At 64.1% G+C, this 17799-nt stretch carries 17 protein-coding genes; 16 read left to right on the forward strand and 1 reads right to left on the reverse strand.

The window, feature by feature from the left end; genetic code table 11:
- Window positions 1-31 precede the first annotated feature (31 nt).
- The 5 genes from kdgD to BJ994_RS00405 all read left to right on the forward strand — a co-directional run bounded on the left by kdgD (window position 32) and on the right by BJ994_RS00405 (window position 5441).
- Window positions 32-979 (forward strand): 5-dehydro-4-deoxyglucarate dehydratase, encoded by a 948-nt coding sequence (gene kdgD / locus BJ994_RS00385; protein ID WP_167990260.1) that lies wholly within the window; start codon window positions 32-34, stop codon window positions 977-979.
- Between the two features lie 34 nt (window positions 980-1013).
- Window positions 1014-2657 carry an aldehyde dehydrogenase (NADP(+)) gene (locus BJ994_RS00390; RefSeq protein WP_167990262.1) on the forward strand — a complete coding sequence of 548 codons (1644 nt, stop codon included), beginning with the start codon at window positions 1014-1016 and terminating at the stop codon, window positions 2655-2657.
- Window positions 2654-3982 (forward strand): enolase C-terminal domain-like protein, encoded by a 1329-nt coding sequence (locus tag BJ994_RS00395; protein WP_167990265.1) that lies wholly within the window; start codon window positions 2654-2656, stop codon window positions 3980-3982. The genes BJ994_RS00390 and BJ994_RS00395 overlap by 4 nt, the downstream gene beginning before the upstream one ends.
- A 43-nt stretch (window positions 3983-4025) precedes the next feature.
- A complete protein-coding gene (locus BJ994_RS00400) occupies window positions 4026-4985 on the forward strand; it encodes an AEC family transporter (protein WP_167990267.1) in 960 nt (319 codons plus the stop codon).
- Window positions 4986-5183: 198 nt separating this feature from the next.
- Window positions 5184-5441: a glutaredoxin domain-containing protein gene (locus tag BJ994_RS00405; RefSeq protein WP_167990269.1), complete on the forward strand. Its 258-nt coding sequence runs from the start codon at window positions 5184-5186 to the stop codon at window positions 5439-5441.
- On the opposite strand, the gene BJ994_RS00410 is transcribed toward BJ994_RS00405, so the two are convergent.
- Entirely contained in the window at window positions 5438-6517 is a 1080-nt protein-coding gene (locus BJ994_RS00410; protein ID WP_167990271.1) for a GNAT family N-acetyltransferase, read from the reverse strand. The two genes, BJ994_RS00405 and BJ994_RS00410, sit on opposite strands and share 4 nt — an antisense overlap.
- A 79-nt stretch (window positions 6518-6596) precedes the next feature.
- On the opposite strand from BJ994_RS00410, the gene BJ994_RS00415 reads away from it, so the two are divergent.
- From BJ994_RS00415 to mmsB, 11 genes are all read left to right on the forward strand, one after another.
- The gene (locus BJ994_RS00415; protein WP_209066404.1) at window positions 6597-6881 is read left to right on the forward strand and encodes an ArsR/SmtB family transcription factor; all 285 of its coding nucleotides are present in this window, start codon (window positions 6597-6599) and stop codon (window positions 6879-6881) included.
- The gene (locus BJ994_RS00420) at window positions 6878-7291 is read left to right on the forward strand and encodes a VOC family protein (RefSeq protein WP_167990274.1); all 414 of its coding nucleotides are present in this window, start codon (window positions 6878-6880) and stop codon (window positions 7289-7291) included. Before BJ994_RS00415 ends, BJ994_RS00420 begins: the two co-directional genes overlap by 4 nt.
- Before the next feature lie 13 nt (window positions 7292-7304).
- Window positions 7305-7922 carry a GyrI-like domain-containing protein gene (locus BJ994_RS00425; protein ID WP_167990277.1) on the forward strand — a complete coding sequence of 206 codons (618 nt, stop codon included), beginning with the start codon at window positions 7305-7307 and terminating at the stop codon, window positions 7920-7922.
- Between the two features lie 24 nt (window positions 7923-7946).
- Entirely contained in the window at window positions 7947-8996 is a 1050-nt protein-coding gene (locus BJ994_RS00430; RefSeq protein ID WP_342450201.1) for a LacI family DNA-binding transcriptional regulator, read from the forward strand.
- Window positions 8997-9068: 72 nt separating this feature from the next.
- Window positions 9069-9530, forward strand: a complete 462-nt coding sequence (locus tag BJ994_RS00435; protein ID WP_167990279.1) for a GNAT family N-acetyltransferase — start codon at window positions 9069-9071, stop codon at window positions 9528-9530.
- A 160-nt stretch (window positions 9531-9690) separates the two neighbouring features.
- Window positions 9691-11382: a ribulokinase gene (araB, locus tag BJ994_RS00440; RefSeq protein ID WP_167990281.1), complete on the forward strand. Its 1692-nt coding sequence runs from the start codon at window positions 9691-9693 to the stop codon at window positions 11380-11382.
- Window positions 11379-12098 (forward strand): L-ribulose-5-phosphate 4-epimerase, encoded by a 720-nt coding sequence (locus BJ994_RS00445; RefSeq protein ID WP_167990284.1) that lies wholly within the window; start codon window positions 11379-11381, stop codon window positions 12096-12098. Before araB ends, BJ994_RS00445 begins: the two co-directional genes overlap by 4 nt.
- A complete protein-coding gene (araA, locus tag BJ994_RS00450; RefSeq protein WP_167990287.1) occupies window positions 12095-13600 on the forward strand; it encodes an L-arabinose isomerase in 1506 nt (501 codons plus the stop codon). The genes BJ994_RS00445 and araA overlap by 4 nt, the downstream gene beginning before the upstream one ends.
- Window positions 13601-13785: 185 nt before the next feature.
- Window positions 13786-14904, forward strand: coding sequence for a multiple monosaccharide ABC transporter substrate-binding protein (gene chvE, locus BJ994_RS00455; RefSeq protein WP_245192215.1), 1119 nt, complete (start codon window positions 13786-13788; stop codon window positions 14902-14904).
- Window positions 14905-14996: 92 nt separating this feature from the next.
- Window positions 14997-16526: a multiple monosaccharide ABC transporter ATP-binding protein gene (gene mmsA, locus BJ994_RS00460; protein WP_167990289.1), complete on the forward strand. Its 1530-nt coding sequence runs from the start codon at window positions 14997-14999 to the stop codon at window positions 16524-16526.
- A gap of 4 nt (window positions 16527-16530) precedes the next feature.
- Window positions 16531-17766 carry a multiple monosaccharide ABC transporter permease gene (gene mmsB, locus BJ994_RS00465; RefSeq protein WP_167990291.1) on the forward strand — a complete coding sequence of 412 codons (1236 nt, stop codon included), beginning with the start codon at window positions 16531-16533 and terminating at the stop codon, window positions 17764-17766.
- The last annotated feature ends 33 nt before the right edge of the window (window positions 17767-17799 follow it).

The raw sequence follows: 17799 nt of genomic DNA on the forward strand, positions 1-17799 counted from the left end.
CGCCCGGCGATTGCCCGAAGGAAGATGCACAGTGGCCAAATACACGCCCTCCGAACTCGCCGACACGCTCAAGAACGGGCTGCTGTCCTTCCCGGTCACCGCGTTCGCACCGGACTTGACCGTGGATGAGGACGCCTACCGGCGCCACTTGGCATGGCAGGCGAGCTACGACGTCGCAGGCCTGTTCGCTGCCGGGGGAACCGGTGAGGGCTTCAGTCTGACCCCCGCTGAGGCATCCCGGGTGATTCGGATCGCGGTCGAGGAAGCCGGCGACAAGGTGCCGGTTCTGGCGTCCGCCGGAGGTTCAACGGCGCAAGCCGTGCAGAACGCCCAGGACGCCGAAGATGCCGGTGCTGAGGGCCTGCTCCTCCTTCCGCCTTACCTCACGGAGTGCGACCAGGACGGGCTTTTCACGCACGTCAGCGCGGTGTGCGCAGCGACGAAAACCGGCGTGATCGTCTATAACCGCGCCAATGCCATCTACTCAGCGGAGACGGTCGCGCGGCTGGCCGAGAGGCACCCGAACTTCATCGGTTTCAAGGACGCCATCGGTGACATCGAGCACCTCACCAAGGTCTACGTACGCAACGGTGACCGGCTCTTCTACCTGGGCGGACTTCCCACCGCGGAAACGTTCGCGCTCCCGCTGCTGCAGCTGGGCATGAGTACCTACTCGTCCGCGCTGTACAACTTCGCACCGGAGTTTGCACTTGAGTTCTACCGGGACGTCCGCAAGCAGGACCGCGCCGCAGTCACCGAGAAGCTCGACCGCTTCGTCCTTCCGTACCTGGAGATCCGCGACCGCGTTAAAGGTTATGGGGTTTCCATCGTCAAGGGCGGCCTCAAGGCGATCGACCGCGACGCCGGGGGAGTGCGGCCACCCCTGCAGGACCTCACCGAAGTTGACCTTGCCGACCTGTCCGCGCTCATCGACGCCGCCGGTGTCCGCCCGGCCGACGCCGCCTTGCCCGCCGTCTGAAAAACGCCTGATTCATCCTCATAAAGGAGCTCCCATGCCAACCAAGCACGCAACCCTTCAGGGCCACTCGATCATCGCCGGGCAGACTACGGCAGGCAATGGTAAGACCGTCAACGGCTTCGATCCCTCGACCAACGAAACCCTCGAACCCGCGTACTCCCTGATCGACGAAGCGCAGCTGAGGGCCGCCACCGCAGCAGCAGACGAGGCTTTCGAGTCCTTCAGCCGTCTCGATCCGGAGACACACGCTGCCTTCCTGGACAGCATCGCAGAAAAGATCGAAGCCACCGGCGAGGAACTCGTGGCCCGCGCGATGACCGAGACCGGCCTCCCCGAGCCACGCCTCCGCGGAGAGCTCGCCCGCACCACCGGCCAGCTGCGGCTCTTCGCCTCCGTTGTCCGGCAGGGTGACCACCGAGGCGTCCGGATCGACCCGGCGCAGCCCGACCGCGCGCCGTTACCCCGCGCAGACATCCGCCAGCGGAAGGTAGCCATCGGTCCGGTGGCAGTGTTCGGCGCCAGCAACTTCCCACTCGCCTTCTCCACGGCTGGCGGGGACACCGCGTCTGCGCTCGCGGCAGGCTGCCCCGTGGTCTTCAAGGCTCACAACGCGCACCCGGGCACGAGCGAGATTGTTGGCCGTGCCATCACAGAAGCAGTGCACGACGCCGGCTTCCACCCGGGCGTCTTCTCCCTCATCTACGGTCCCGGTGCCAGTATTGGCCAGGCCCTCGTCGCGGACCCGGCGATCAAGGCGGTCGGCTTCACCGGTTCGCGATCCGGTGGGACGGCGCTGGTCGCCACCGCTGCCGCCCGGCCTGAGCCCATCCCCGTGTACGCGGAAATGAGCTCGATCAACCCGGTGCTGTTCTTCGAAGGCGCACTGCAGGATGACCTCGACGACCTCGCCACGGCTTATGTCACCTCCGTCACCGGCTCAAGCGGGCAACTCTGCACCGCACCCGGGTTGGTGTTCGTACCGTCGGGCGACGCCGGCGACAACTTCCTCGCCGCCGTCAACCGTGCGATGGCGCCCGCGGCGGGACAGACCATGCTGACCCGCGGCATCGCCGATTCCTGGAACTCGGGCGTGGAGGCACTCGGTGCGCAGGACGGCGTCGAACTCGTAGCCCAAGGGACGCGTGGCAGTACGGAGAACGCGCCGGCGCCCGTTGTCTACGGAACAAGTGCCCCGACGTTCCTGAACAACCCGGTCCTGCACGAGGAGATCTTCGGCGCGGCGTCCCTGGTGGTCCGCTACTCCTCGACGGAGGAACTGGTGGCCGCAGCCAAGCGCCTCGAGGGGCAGCTGACGGCCACCCTGCACCTGACCGAAGCGGACTACGCAACCATTGCAGGCGTCCTTCCCGTCCTGGAGCGGAAGGTGGGGCGGATTCTCGCCAACGGCTGGCCAACCGGCGTCGAAGTCGGCCATGCGATGGTTCACGGCGGTCCGTTCCCCGCGACGTCTGACACCCGGACCACATCGGTGGGCACCCTAGCGATTGAGCGGTTCCTGCGCCCGGTCGCCTACCAGAACATCCCAGAGGCGCTGCTTCCATCGCCGGTGAAGCAGACCAATCCCTGGAAGCTCAACCGCCGGATCGACGGCACGCTCAAGCTGGCCGACGACGGCGGCACCACCTCCTCCGTGGAAGCCACCGGGGAGGACGCGTGAGCGCCCAGCCGACTATCGCCGTCGTCGAGGTGGTGCCCGTCGCCGGGTACGATTCGATGCTGCTGAACCTCTCCGGCGCGCACGGCCCGTACTTCACGCGCAACGTGGTGATCGTGACGGACTCCGACGGCCGCACCGGGTTGGGCGAGGTACCTGGCGGTGAGGCGATCCGTTCCACGATCGAGGAGGCCGGACGGCTTCTCGCGGGCAAGCCGGTGGCGCAGTTCCGCAGTCTGCTGCGGTCGGTTGCCTCTACCTTCGCAGACCGCGACGCCGGTGGACGCGGCCTGCAGACCTTCGACCTCCGCACTACCGTCCATGCGGTCACGGCGCTTGAATCGGCGCTTCTTGACGTCCACGGGCAGTTCCTCGGCGTGCCGGTTGCCGAGCTGCTGGGTGACGGGCAGCAGCGCGATGCCGTGCCGATGCTCGGGTACCTCTTCTATATCGGCAATCCGGACTCCACTGACCTGCCGTATTTGCGCGAGCAGGATTCCGCGGACGGGTGGGAGCGCGTGCGGCGTGAGGAAGCGATGACGCCGGACGCCGTCGTGCGACTCGCCGAAGCCGCCCAGGCCAGGTACGGGTTCGCTGATTTCAAGCTCAAGGGCGGGGTGCTGGCGGGAGATGAGGAGGTTGACGCCGTCGTCGCGCTCAAACAGCGGTTCCCGGACGCGCGGATAACGCTCGACCCGAACGGCGGCTGGCTGCTCGAGGACGCGATCCGGCTGGGCAGGCGCATGCAGGGCGTCGTGGCGTATGCCGAGGATCCGTGCGGTGCTGAGGGCCGGTTCTCCGGGCGCGAGGTCATGGCCGAGTTCCGCCGGGCAACCGGGCTGCAGACCGCAACGAACATGATCGCCACTGACTGGCGCGAGATGGCGCACACCGTGCGGGTCAACGCCGTCGACATTCCGCTGGCCGATCCGCACTTCTGGACCATGGCCGGCTCGGTCCGCGTGGCGCAGCTGTGCAATGAGTTCGGGCTGACGTGGGGTTCGCACTCGAACAACCACTTCGATATCTCGCTGGCCATGTTCACGCATGTCGGTGCGGCGGCGCCGGGCGAGATTACGGCGCTGGACACACACTGGATCTGGCAGGACGGGCAGGGGCTCACCAGGGATCCGCTGCAGATCCAGGGCGGCGAAATTCGGGTTCCTTCCGCGCCTGGTCTCGGTATTGAGCTGGACCGAGCCCGGCTCAATGAGGCGCACGCGCTGTACCTGGAGCACGGGCTCGGCGCGCGCGACGACGCCGCCTCGATGCAGTACCTGATTCCCGAGTGGACGTTCGATCCGAAAAGGCCCTGCCTGGTCCGCTGATCCGGCTTTATCCCGGCTTGAGAAGTACATGTGAGGAGTGTTCGTGGAGGGGGTGCTCCTCGGTTTCGGGATTGTGCTGACGCTTGTGGTCGTGGGCGTCCTCGCGTCGATCCTCCTGCCAACGCACACTTCCGCCATGGAACGTGGCCTCACCCCGGTGATCTTCTATATCACCAACCCGGCCCTGATGTTCGTCCTGCTCGCCGAAACCGAACTCGGCGAAGTGCTCAGCGTCTACACGCCCATCGCATTGATCGTCGCCGCCGCTGCCAGCGGACTTTACGCGCTCGCGAGCCGGTTCCTCCTGAAGCGCGGCGCAGCCCAGACCGCATCCGGCGCGATGGCAAGCTGCTACGTCAACGCCGGCAATATCGGCATCCCGATCGCGCTCTATGCCGTGGGCACCTCCACCCCGGTGGTATCGGTCCTGCTGGCCCAGTTGCTGGTCATCGCCCCGGTTTTCCTCAGCGTTTTCGCGTGGTGCGGCAGGAGTACGACGACGACGGCGGCAGCCCGCTCCGGAGCCTCCGCGCCGACGCTTGGGCGGACCGTCCTTCGCTCAGTAGCGAATCCGGTGACCATTGGAGCGGCTGTCGGCGCGCTGTTTTCGGTGACCTCTCTGACGCTTCCCGAGGTGCTCTGGACACCAATCGAGATGCTGGGCCAGGCGTCCATCCCGCTGCTCCTGGTGGTTTTCGGTATGAGCCTGCGCGGGCAAAAGCCGCTGGCGCAGCGAAGCCTGCGCGCCGACGTCGTACTTGGAACGGTTGTGAAGCTTGCCGTGATGCCGGTCATCGCGTGGTTGGTGGCGTACTACCTGTTCGGGGTTGAGGGTACGGCGCTGCTGGGTGTGGTGGCGATGGCTGCGCTGCCGACTGCGCAGAACGTGTTCCTGTTTTCGTCCCAGTTCGGGTTGAAGGTGACGCTGGTCCGCGACATCATTCTGGTCAGTTCGCTGCTTGCGTTGCCCGCGGTGCTGCTGGTCGCGCTGTTGCTGGGCTGAGGCTCGCTCTGGAGCCGAGGCTGACTCGCTGTCGTTGATTCCGCTTAGGTTTGAGCCGGTTCTGCGGCGTGTCTCCCGCGACACGCCGCTGATTTGGCTCTCGCGTCGTCGAACCTGCACGGAATGGGTGACGACGACGGAGCGTCAGTCCCGCTGCGCCCGCGAGCGGCGTGCTGAACCCGCCCGTACGATAGAGCCATGACGGCAGACAAAATTATCCGCATGTACGGAGCCGATTGGTGCCGCGACTGCATCCGCACCAAGAAGCAGCTCGATGGCCTCGGGATCAGCTATGAATACATCAATCTCGTGGAAACGCCGGACGCCGCCGAAGAGGCGAAAAAAATCTCCGGCCGCACTAACATCCCGGTAGTGGTGTATCCCGACGGCGCACACCAGGTTGAGCCGTCCAACGCCGAGGTCGAGGCGAAACTGAGCGAACTGCAGCTGCTCTAGCTCACGATGGATTTTTCCCAGCCGCCCTCATAGCCCACGGCCCGAAAGCCGAGCGCTTCGTTGACGCGGAGCATGGGCCGGTTCTCCTCGGCGTTGAAGGTGTAAACGATCTTCGTTTCCGGCCCCAACCGTTGCAGGTTTGTGGTCTTGAGCAGCATGCCCAGCGAGAATCCCCGGTGCTCCGAGATCACCAGGGTGTCCTCCTGCGCAGCCGCGCCACCGACGTCGGCCGGCAGCGAGATCTCTGTGAACCCGACCAGGCTGCCGGATGGCAAATGCAAAACCGCAGCGGTGAGCAGTTCGCGCCCGCTTGAGGTTTGGTCCTGATCCCGCTTGATAATGCGGGCCTCGTCCCAGGCATCGACCGTCCGCTTCAGCCCGGCGGGCGGGTCATCGAGGCTCATCGCGGTTTTCAGGCGAGCGAGATCCGTCAGGTATTCGGGAGGCGTCGCTCCACTCCATAGTTTCAGCTCATAGTCCGGCCCCGCGATCCGCTCCGCGTTCTTCCGGTGTTCAGTGAGTTCGCGCGAATCTTGCCCTACCTCGAGGAAACTGACCCGTTTGATTTGCTCCAGCCTGTATCCCCGGCTGATCAGGAAACGCACTCCGGGATCGGTCGCCGGCACACTGCCGAATCCACTTGAGGCTGCTACCGACGGTCCGCTTGTGTGGGCGGTGTGCAGCACTGAGCTCTGGATAATTGGGCGACCTGCCCCGCGGACAATGTCCTCGAGTTGATCCAGCATCGTGGATCCGATTCCCCGACGGCGGTACGCGCCGTCTACTTCCACAGTCACTGAGCTGGTGCTACTGCCGGCCGCGGTCACCCACGACAGGATTGCGCGGGCAACGACGTTGCCGCCGTCGTGCGCCACGAACAGGCGGCGTGGCTTGTACGGGTTCTGGAAACCCGGGAGGAGTTCGGCGGCTGAGTAGGAGAGGACGCCGCTGCCGAGTATCCCGGTTTCTACCCGGTTGCGCACTTCAACCATCGCCTCGAAGGCTGGAGCTCCGGGCGCTTGCATGGTGGAAGGGATCGTCAGCTCGACGATGGGGAAGCTACTGCGTGCGCTCATGCGGCAACTCTAACAAGCCATTGGGGAATCTCAATCGTATCTCTTGATATGCAAGTAGCGACTTGCCTATCATGTATCCATGGCCGACATTTTCCGGGCGCTCGACGACGAAACGAGGCGCGTCATCCTCGACGAGTTGTCCGCACGGGATGGCCAGACCCTGTTCGAAATCTGCTCCGTACTTGCCATGCGACATGGCCTGAGCCTGACGCGCCAGGCTATTTCGCAGCACCTCGCCGTACTCGAATCGGCGGACCTGGTCACGTCCGAAAAACGCGGACGTTCCAAGTACCACTACTTCAACCCCGAGCCCCTCGCTGAAATCACCGGCAGGTGGCCCGTCAGAAAGAAGACCGAACCATGAAAATTGCATTGACGAGCCTGTTCGTCGACGATCAGCGGGCTGCCCTCGCCTTCTACACCGACGTATTGGGCTTCAAAAAGCACCATGACATCCCGCTCGGCGAGGATTATTGGCTCACTGTGGTCCCGGCGGAGTCGCCGGACGGTCCAGAATTGCTGCTCGAGCCTGCGAAGCACCCCGCAGTGAAGCCCTACCGGGACGCCCTGGCAGAGGATGGTATCCCGCTGGCTCAGTTCGAGGTGGAGGACATCCATAGCGAATACGCCCGCCTCACCAGCGCGGGGGTCGTGTTCACGCAGCCACCGGTGGACGTCGGCACCGCCGTCGTCGCTGTCTTCGATGACACCTGCGGCAACCTGATCCAACTTCTCGAAGCGAAGCCCAACAAGCACGACGACGACGGCCGCTGAGTTGGGCGCGGCCGTGGAGTCGTACGACATCAAAAAAGACCGGAAGGACCTCTACGCGCCCAAGCGTGGGGTCTTTGAGGCGGTCGACGTGCCGGAGATGGCGTTTCTCATGGTCGACGGGCATGGTGATCCCAACACCGCCGGCACCTACCGGGAGGCCGTCGAGGCGTTGTATACCGTTTCCTACGCAGTTCGCGCGGTCGCAAAGAAGAGCCTGGAGAGGGTGCACACCGTCGCGCCGCTTGAGGGGCTGTGGTCCGCGGAGAATCTGGAGGTATTCCGCACCCGCGAGAAGAGTGCGTGGGACTGGACCATGATGATCGCCCAGCCTGACTGGATCACCCGCGAAATTGTTGACGAGGGACTGTCCGCCGCGCAGAAGACGCAGTTACCGGCGCTGAACCTGGTTCGCTTCGAGCGCTTCGCGGAAGGTCGCAGCGTGCAGACTCTGCATGTGGGCGCTTACGACGACGAAGGGCCGGTGCTCCAGTGCCTGCACGAGGAGTTCCTGCCTGCGCAGGGTCTTGTGCCGACCGGGCGTCACCACGAGATCTACCTGTCCGACGCACGCAAGGTTGCGCCGGAGAAGCTGAAGACCATCCTGCGCCAGCCCGTCGGGCCAGCTCGGTAGAGGTGATCAAGTACGGTATTTGGTGTGACCGTGAACAGTAAGCCGCCGTCGTCGTCGTCGGGTGCGCAGACGGGCCAGCGCGCACGCGCGGCGAACATCCGCGACGTCGCGCGGGCCGCAGGCGTCTCCCACCAGACGGTCTCGCGTGTGATCAACGGCCACCACAGCCTGCGGGACGAAACACGGCAGCGTGTGCTCGACGCCATGGAAGCGCTGCAGTTCCGGCCCAACCGCGCGGCGCGATCGCTGGTGACTAGCCGCTCCCGCATCATCGGCGTCCTGATGACCAACGGCGCGTACTTCGGGCCATCGTCAACCCAGGCGGCGATCGAATCAGCGGCAGCCAGCGCCGGCTACCTTGTGGACACGGCAACGCTCACGTCGCTCGACGAAGCCGCGTTCAGTGAGGCGTTGAGCCGGCTGGTGGATCACGCGGTCGAGGGCCTGATCATCCTGGCACCGCAGGAAACCACGCTGCAGCAGCTGCAGCATTTCTCGATCAACCTGCCGATGGTGACAGTCCATTCCACTTCCCCAGCTGATGATCATGGGCTCTCCGTTGACCAGGTCGCGGGTGCGCGGCTCGCCACCCGACACTTGCTGGAGCTCGGGCACCGGGACATCGCGCACATTGCCGGACCGGACGGGTGGGTTGAATCAAGGGAAAGGATCCGCGGCTTCAAGACCGAAATGGCTGACTGGGGGCTGACGCCGTCGCGGATTCTCACCGGTGACTGGACTTCGGACAGCGGGTACCGGATTGGCCAGGAACTGGTTGCCGGTAACCCGCCGAGCGCCGTCTTCTCCTCCAATGACCAGATGTCGCTCGGCCTGATCCATGCCTTTCGCGAGGCGGGATTGCGGGTGCCGGAGGATGTGAGCATCGTCGGTTTCGATGACGTGCCCGACGCCGCCCACTTCGCCCCGCCGCTGACAACCGTTCGCCAGGACTTCCCCGAGCTCGGCCGCCGCTGCGTGGCGCATCTACTGGCGCAACTGGGCGCGCCGGCCCAGGAAGAACCACGCACTGTGGTGCCGGAGCTGATCGTCCGGCAGTCCACCGCCTCGCACTAGCCGACGTTACGAGGCCGAAATACTCCGCGCCTACGATGCTGCCCGTAGCCACCTGAGCCAGGAGCCGACGTCGTGATTACCATCGAAATTGACAGCACTGTGCAAGCCGATGTCCAGCAGTTGCTCAATGAGCACCTGACGGACATGTTCGCCACCTCTCCCGCCGAGAGCGTCCACGCGCTGGACCATTCCGCGCTCAGGCACCCGGACATCACCTTCTGGTCCGCAAGGGAGGACTCGCTGCTGCTTGGTTGCGGTGCGTTGAAGCGCCTCCCGCGCTGCGCGGGAGAAATCAAGTCCATGCGCACGGCGGAAGCTGCGCGGGGCCGCGGCGTGGCAACCCTCATTCTCAAGCGGATCATTGCCGAAGCGCTCGAACGGGGCTACGAGCAGCTGTTCCTCGAGACCGGCACGCAGGACTTCTTCGCGCCGGCCAGACGTCTGTATGCACGGTATGGCTTCGTCTCGTGTCCTCCCTTCGCGGACTACTCCGAGGATCCGCACAGCACGTTCATGAGACTGGACTTTTCGTAACTCCATCGACTCAGTAGGAATAGCTGGTTTCCGGCGATACGTCGTTATTTCTGCTGACTCGATGGGGCTGAACCTGCCTATCCCTTGACAGCATCCCAGCACTAGGTCCTATGATGTGAACGGTCACATTCGCAATGACAGAACAAGACAATGAGGTCCCGTGAGCACACTCCCACCCGGCGACGCGCAGTATGCCATCGGCGTCGACTTTGGCACCCTGTCTGGCCGCGCCGTCGTCGTCCGCGTTTCTGACGGCACGGAACTGGGTTCCGCCGTCTTCGACTATCCCCACGCCGTCATGGACAACACGCTCGCCGCCACCGGTGAGAAGCTACCGCCGGAGTGGGCGCTGCAGGTGCCATCGGACTATGTTGACGTGCTGCGAAATGCCGTTCCGGAAGCGGTAAGGGAAGCGGGCATCGACCCCGCGCAGGTCATCGGCATCGGCACGGACTTCACGGCCTGCACCATGGTCCCGACCACGGCGGACGGCACCCCGCTCAACGAACTGCCCGGCTTCGAATCCAGGCCGCACGCCTATGTGAAGCTCTGGAAGCATCACGCAGCGCAGGGCCAGGCGGACCGCATCAACGCCCTGGCCGCGGAACGCAAGGAAGAGTGGCTGGCACGCTATGGCGGACTGATTTCCAGCGAGTGGGAGTTCGCCAAGGGACTCCAGCTACTCGAAGAGGATCCCGAGCTGTACGAGCGGATGGACCACTGGGTTGAAGCCGCCGACTGGATCATCTGGCAGCTCACCGGCCAGTACACACGCAACGCCTGCACCGCCGGCTACAAGGGCATCTACCAGGACGGACAGTATCCCAGCCGCGAGTTCCTCGGCGCACTCAACCCGGACTTCGCGGGGTTCGCGGAAGAGAAGGTCGAGCACACTATCGGTGCTCTCGGCTCCAGCGCCGGAACGCTGAGCGCAGAAGCCGCCGCGTGGACGGGACTGCCGGAGGGCATCGCCGTCGCCGTCGGAAACGTGGACGCGCACGTAGCCGCACCCGCAGCGAAGGCGACGACGCCGGGACAGATGGTTGCGATCATGGGCACCTCCACCTGCCACGTCATGAACTCGGACAGGCTGGCTGAAGTGCCGGGCATGTGCGGGGTGGTCGACGGCGGCATTGTCGACGGCCTCTACGGTTACGAAGCCGGCCAGTCCGGGGTGGGCGATATTTTCGCATGGTTCGTGGAGAACCAGGTGCCGGCGTCGGACGTTGAAGCCGCCTCGAATGCCGGCGTTTCGGTGCACGAGTACCTCACAGCGCAGGCCGAAAGAGAGCCCGTGGGTGGGCACGGGCTCATCGCCCTGGACTGGCATTCAGGCAACCGCTCGGTGCTGGTGGACCACCAGCTGTCGGGAACCGTTGTCGGGTTGACGCTGTCCACCAAAGCCCATGAGGTGTATCGGGCTCTGCTCGAAGCTACGGCGTTCGGTGCGCGCAAGATCGTTGAGACGTTCAACGCGTCCGGCGTGCCTGTGACCGAGTTCGTGGCGGCCGGCGGCCTGCTCAGGAACAGGTTCCTGATGCAGACCTACAGCGATGTGCTGCGGATGCCCATTTCCACGATCGGCAGCGACCAGGGGCCCGCGTTGGGGTCGGCCATCCACGCCGCCGTCGCTGCAGGCGCCTACCCGGATGTCCGGGCTGCCAGCGAAGCGATGGGGAGCGTGAACCGCGCCGCGTACACCCCGGATCCGGACCGGGCTGATGCTTACGACCTGCTCTACGCCGAGTACGAACAGCTCCACGACTACTTCGGTCGCGGCTCCAATCAGGTCATGCGCAGGCTCAAGGAGCTCCGCCGGGCCGCCTATTCAAAAGCGACGGTCAACGCATGAGTTCTTTCAGCCCACGCGAAACAGACGCCATCAACGCCGTTCGCCGCGACGTAGCGAAACTGCACGCAGAACTGGTCAAGTACAACCTCGTGGTGTGGACCGGCGGCAACGTCTCCGGCCGCGTTCCCGGCATGGACCTGTTCGTCATCAAGCCGAGCGGGGTGCTTTACGAGGATCTCACCCCCGAGAACCAGATCCTGTGCGATCTGGACGGCAACGTCATGGCAGGTACCCCTGGCTCGGAACGCTCGCCGTCCAGTGACACAGCCGCGCACGCCTACGTTTACCGGAACATGCCGCGCGTCGGGGGAGTGGTGCACACGCACTCGACCTATGCGACGGCGTGGGCTGCCCGCGGTGAAGCCATCCCGTGCGTCATCACCGCAATGGCGGATGAGTTCGGCGGCGCCATCCCGGTTGGCCCTTTCGCGATCATAGGTGATGATTCCATTGGCCGCGGGATCGTCGGCACCCTCACCGGGCACCGTTCACGGGCGGTGCTGATGCAGAACCACGGTCCCTTCACCATCGGCAAGGACGCGCGCGACGCCGTGAAGGCCGCCGTCATGCTCGAGGACGTAGCCCGTACCATCCACATCTCCCGCCAGCTCGGGGACCCGCTGCCAATTGAGCAGCGCCACATCGAATCCCTCTTTGACCGCTACCAAAATGTGTACGGGCAACCGTCGCCCGCCAGAACCGGAGTACCCTCATGAGCCTGCAGACCACCTTGGACCACTACGAGATCTGGTTCCTCACCGGTAGCCAGGACCTCTACGGCGAGGAAACCCTCCGGCAGGTCGCTGACCAGTCCCAGCAGATTGTGAAGCAGCTCGACGGGCTTCCTGTGAAGGTGGTCTGGAAGCCCACCTTGAAAGATTCCGCATCCATCCGCCGGATGGCGCTGGAGGCGAACGCGAGCGACAACACCATCGGCGTTATCGCCTGGATGCACACGTTCAGCCCCGCGAAGATGTGGATCGCGGGCCTCGATACGCTCCGCAAACCGCTGTTGCACCTGCACACCCAGATCAACGTCGAGCTGCCGTGGGCGGACATCGACTTCGACTTCATGAACCTGAACCAGGCCGCCCACGGCGACCGCGAGTTCGGTTACATCCAGACGCGGCTGTCCGTTGCGCGGAAGACCGTTGTCGGGCACGTCTCCAACCCGGCTGTGCGGGAGCAGATCGGCGCCTGGTCGCGGGCCGCCGCCGGCTGGGCTGCGGTCCATGAGCTGAAGGTTGCTCGTTTCGGCGACAATATGCGCAACGTCGCGGTCACCGAAGGGGACAAGACCGAGGCCGAGCTCCGCTTCGGCGTCTCCATCAACACGTGGGGCGTCAACGACCTGGTCGAGGTTGTGGAGAACCAGTCCGACTCCGACATTGACGCCCTCGTTGCAGAGTATGAGGAAACGTACGACGTCGTCCCCGAGCTTCGGCGCGGCGGGAACCGACACGAGTCTCTGCGCTATGGCGCACGGCAGGAACTGGCGCTGAAGTCCTTCCTCGAGGGGGGCTCCTTCGGTGCGTTCACGACGACGTTCGAGGACCTGGGTGCGCTCCGCCAGCTTCCCGGACTCGCGGTGCAGCGCCTCATGGCCGCCGGTTACGGGTTCGGTGCCGAGGGCGACTGGAAGACCGCCGTCCTGGTCCGTGCCGCAAAGGTGATGGGTGCCGGCCTGCCCGGCGGCGCCTCGCTGATGGAGGACTATACGTATCACCTGGTGCCTGGGGAGGAGAAGATCCTCGGCGCGCACATGCTGGAAATCTGCCCCACGCTTACCACGTCCAAGCCGACGCTCGAGGTGCATCCGCTGGGGATCGGCGGCAAGGAGGACCCCGTCCGGCTGGTGTTCGACACCGACCCGGGGGACGCCGTCGTCGTCGCAATGTCCGACATGCGCGACCGCTTCCGCCTGACCGCCAACGCCGTCGAGGTGGTGCCGCCGGATGCGCCGCTGCCCAACCTGCCTGTCGCGCGGGCGGTGTGGAAACCGGAGCCGGACCTCGCGACATCGGCTGCAGCCTGGCTCAGCGCCGGCGCAGCACATCACACCGTGATGAGCACCGCCGTCGGGCTCGATGTTTTCGAGGACTTCGCCGACATCGCCGGCACCGAACTCCTGAGAATCGACAGTACGACGACGGTGCGCGAGTTCCAGCGTGAGCTGCGCTGGAACGCGGCGTACTACCGGTTGGCGCAAAAACTGTAGCGTTCGCCGATTCGGGTAGGCCGCGCATCATTACAGGCGCATAACGATCGTAAAAATCGAGGGTCAGTAGAACAGGAAAGGACTAACGTCACTTCGTGTGACCGATCACATTACTGAGCAGTAACACCCGCTTCCGTGGGTGAGTCGCAGGCCTCGGGCACTGGTGCCCGAATGGGAAGGAAATTATGAAGAAGAACATGCTAGCTTCAGTGGCCGCGGCCAGCGCCTTGGTTCTGTCGCTCTCGGCGTGTGGCGGCAGCCGCGGCGGCGATGCCGGCGGCGGAGCCGATGACGGCTCGAACGAGGGTGCGCGGATTGGCGTGGCGATGCCCACGCAGCAGTCCGAACGCTGGATCGCCGACGGCGAGAACGTTCAGGCGCAGCTGGAAGAGCTCGGTTACGAGGTGGATCTCCAGTTCGCGAATGACGACATCCCCACACAGGTGTCCCAGATCGAGAACATGATCAATGGCGGCGTCGAAGCTCTGGTCATCGCGTCCATCGACGGCACCACGTTGACCAGCGTGCTTGAGACTGCCGAGGCACAGGACATTCCGGTGATCGCGTATGACCGGCTGATCAACGGCTCCGAAACCGTTGACTACTACACCACGTTCGACAACTTCCAGGTTGGCGTACAGCAGGCAACCTCACTGCTGATCGGCCTCGGCGTCCTTGACGAGAACGGCGAGGAGACCGGTGAGGAGGGCCCGTTCAACGTCGAGCTCTTCGCCGGAAGCCCGGATGACAACAACGCCACGTTCTTCTGGGACGGCGCGATGGAAACGCTTCAGCCGTACCTGGACAGCGGCGTCCTCAATGTGCCCAGCGGCCAGACCGAATTCGACCAAGCGGCCATTCTCCGCTGGCTGCCCGCCACGGCGCAGGCACGCATGGAGGACCTGCTGACCGTTGGCGGCGGCGAGCGGATCGACGGCGTACTCTCCCCCTATGACGGCCTCTCGATCGGCATCATCTCCGCTCTGACCTCCGGCGGATACTCTGCCGATGACCTCCCGGTTGTCACCGGGCAGGATGCTGAGGTGGGCTCGGTGCAGTCGATCATCGCCGGGGAGCAGTACTCGACGATCTTCAAGGATGTTCGCGAGCTTGGCGAGCGTGCGGTCCTGATGGTTGATGCGCTGATGAAGGGCGAGGAGCCCGAGGTCAACGACACCGAGACCTACGACAACGGCGAGAAGATTGTTCCTTCCTACCTGCTTGAGTCGCAGATCGTGACCGTGGACAACTACGAGGAAGTCCTCATCGACAGCGGCTACTACACCGCTGAAGAGGTTCAGTAGCGCAACCGGACAGAGGGTGGCCACCAGAAAGCGAGGGCGGCCACCCTCCATCCAATGCGGCTACTCGAAGCGGTCCGAAAAGTGAGGCAGTTATGACTGAGCACATCCTTCAGATGCGCGGCATCACCAAAACATTCCCCGGCGTCCGGGCCCTGGACGGGGTGAACCTCGAAGTGCAGCGCGGCGAGGTGCATGCCATCTGCGGTGAGAACGGCGCCGGTAAATCAACGCTCATGAAGATCCTGTCCGGTGTCTACCCGCAGGGTTCCTACGACGGCGAGATTGCCTTCGAGGGGGAAACCGCCGCCTTCCGTGACATTAAGGACAGTGAGCAGAGCGGCATTGTGATTATCCATCAGGAACTTGCGCTTTCGCCGTTCCTCTCGGTGGCAGAGAACATTTTCCTGGGCAACGAGCGGGCGAAGGCCGGGGTGATCGACTGGAATGAAACCAACCTCAAAGCGTCCAGGCTCCTCAAAAGGGTTGGCCTGCGCATCAATCCCGTTACCCGCGCACAGGACATCGGTGTTGGCGCCCAGCAGCTGGTGGAGATCGCCAAGGCCCTGTCCAAGGACGTGAAGCTGCTCATCCTCGATGAGCCTACGGCAGCGCTCAACGACGAAGACTCCGCCCACTTACTCTCACTGGTCAGCGGGTTGAAGGATGAGGGCATCACCAGCATCATCATCAGCCATAAGCTCAATGAGATCCGTGCGATCGCGGATTCCGTCACGATCATCCGCGACGGCAGGACGATCGAGACGCTGAGCCTGCATGACGGCTCGGTGACCGAGGACCGGATCATCCGCGGAATGGTGGGACGCGATCTGACCAACCGTTACCCGGAGCGCACACCCTCCATTGGCGAGGAAGTGCTGCGGGTTGAAGACTGGACGGTTCACCACCCCCAGGAGCATTCCCGCGTGATCGTGGACAGTGCGAACCTGAGCGTCCGGGCCGGGGAGATCGTGGGAATCGCCGGCCTGATGGGCGCTGGGCGAACCGAACTGGCCATGAGCATCTTCGGCCGGAGTTACGGTTCGGCCATCTCCGGGCGGCTCTACAAGGACGGCAAGGAGATCACCGCGCGTTCGGTCAGCGAGGCGATCAATCACGGTATTGCCTACGCCACCGAAGACCGGAAGCGGTACGGCCTGAATCTCATCGAGGACATCAAACGGAACGTCTCGGGTGCCGCACTCGGAAAGCTCTCGTCCTTCGGCTGGGTGGACGGGCGGAAGGAAACGGTGGTCGCGAACGATTACCGCCGTTCCATGAACATCAAGGCACCCTCTGTATCCGCCGTCACCGGGAAACTCTCCGGCGGCAACCAGCAGAAGGTGGTGCTCTCCAAGTGGATGTTCTCGGACCCGGACGTCCTCATCCTCGATGAGCCGACACGCGGTATCGACGTCGGCGCCAAGTACGAGATCTACACGATCATCAACCGCCTCGCTGCCCAGGGTAAGGCGATCATCGTCATCTCCTCGGAGCTGCCGGAACTGCTCGGCATCTGCGACCGCATCTACACCCTCGCCGAGGGCGTCATCACGGCAGAGGTCCCTATTGCTGAGGCCACCCCCGAATACCTCATGCAACACATGACCAAGGAAAAGGACTAACTCCATGGCATCGAACGTCAAGGAAGCCGAACGGACACCCGCGGCTCCCACCGTCAAGGACGGCTTCGCCTTCCTGACCAGTCGGCTGCGTCAGATCGGCATCTTCGTGGCCCTCCTGGTCATCGTGACACTGTTCCAGGTGCTGACCGGCGGGCAGCTCCTCCAGTCGGAGAACGTCTCCAACATCATTGTCCAGAACAGCTACATCCTGCTGCTGGCCATCGGCATGGTGATGATCATCATCGCCGGCCACATCGACCTCTCCGTCGGATCGGTTGCGGCGTTCGTGGGTGCCATGTCCGGTGTGATGATCCAGGACTGGGGCCTTCCCTGGTGGCTGACCCTCATCCTGTCGCTGCTGATCGGCGCACTCGTTGGTGCCTGGCAAGGCTTCTGGGTTGCCTACGTGGGAATTCCGGCGTTCATCGTGACGCTGGCCGGAATGCTCCTGTTCCGCGGCCTGGCCCAGATCACGCTCGATAACCAGCGCATCTCCGGGTTCCCGGACGAGTACCGCCAGCTCGGCGGTGGCTTCCTCTTCCCCGGGCTCTTCCCACCCGAAACCAACATCCTGGACTGGACCACCGTGGGCCTTGGCCTGATCTCGGTCGCCCTGCTGGTCTTCAGTCAACTGCGGGGCCGTGCAGCACGGAAGAAGCTGAACCTCGAGGACGAGCCCGCCGCATGGTTCAACACCAAGCTGGCGTTCGGCGTCGTCGTTATCCTGGGGCTCACCTACCTGCTGGCGTCCTCGCGCAGCGGCACCCCCATTGTGCTGGTGGTTCTGGGTATCCTCATCGTTGTTTACAGCCTGGTCATGAACAACACCATCTTCGGCCGCCACATCTACGCCCGCGGCGGTAACCTGCAGGCCGCGCAGCTGTCCGGTGTGAAGACCAAGCAGATCGACTTCTGGCTTTTCGTGAACATGGGTGTGCTCGCCGCCCTCGCAGGGCTGGTCTTCACGGGCCGCCTGAACTCTGCGGGTCCGGGCGCCGGTAACCTGTTCGAACTGGACGCGATCGCTGCCGCCTTCATCGGCGGTGCGGCGGTGACCGGCGGCGTCGGAACAGTGGTCGGTGCGATCACCGGCGGTCTCATCATGGGTGTGCTGAACAACGGCATGTCGCTCATGGGCGTCGGCACCGACTACCAGCAGTTCATCAAGGGCATGGTTCTGCTCCTCGCAGTCGCATTCGATGTCTTCAACAAACGCAAGGCCTCCAACGCGCTGAAATAGCCGCACCACCGACGAGAATACAGAAGGAGAAAC

The organism is Arthrobacter pigmenti (assembly GCF_011927905.1).
Taxonomy (GTDB): Bacteria; Actinomycetota; Actinomycetes; order Actinomycetales; family Micrococcaceae; genus Arthrobacter_D; species Arthrobacter_D pigmenti.

Excerpts from the sequence above, each read along its gene's own strand:
- BJ994_RS00390 (WP_167990262.1), top strand. The coding sequence starts at position 1,014 with ATGCCAACCAAGCACGCAACCCTTCAGGGCCACTCGATCATCGCCGGG.
- BJ994_RS00405 (WP_167990269.1), top strand. The coding sequence starts at position 5,184 with ATGACGGCAGACAAAATTATCCGCATGTACGGAGCCGATTGGTGCCGC.
- BJ994_RS00410 (WP_167990271.1), bottom strand. The coding sequence starts at position 6,517 with ATGAGCGCACGCAGTAGCTTCCCCATCGTCGAGCTGACGATCCCTTCC.
- BJ994_RS00415 (WP_209066404.1), top strand. The coding sequence starts at position 6,597 with ATGGCCGACATTTTCCGGGCGCTCGACGACGAAACGAGGCGCGTCATC.
- BJ994_RS00420 (WP_167990274.1), top strand. The coding sequence starts at position 6,878 with ATGAAAATTGCATTGACGAGCCTGTTCGTCGACGATCAGCGGGCTGCC.
- BJ994_RS00445 (WP_167990284.1), top strand. The coding sequence starts at position 11,379 with ATGAGTTCTTTCAGCCCACGCGAAACAGACGCCATCAACGCCGTTCGC.
- araA (WP_167990287.1), top strand. The coding sequence starts at position 12,095 with ATGAGCCTGCAGACCACCTTGGACCACTACGAGATCTGGTTCCTCACC.
- chvE (WP_245192215.1), top strand. The coding sequence starts at position 13,786 with ATGAAGAAGAACATGCTAGCTTCAGTGGCCGCGGCCAGCGCCTTGGTT.
- mmsA (WP_167990289.1), top strand. The coding sequence starts at position 14,997 with ATGACTGAGCACATCCTTCAGATGCGCGGCATCACCAAAACATTCCCC.
- mmsB (WP_167990291.1), top strand. The coding sequence starts at position 16,531 with ATGGCATCGAACGTCAAGGAAGCCGAACGGACACCCGCGGCTCCCACC.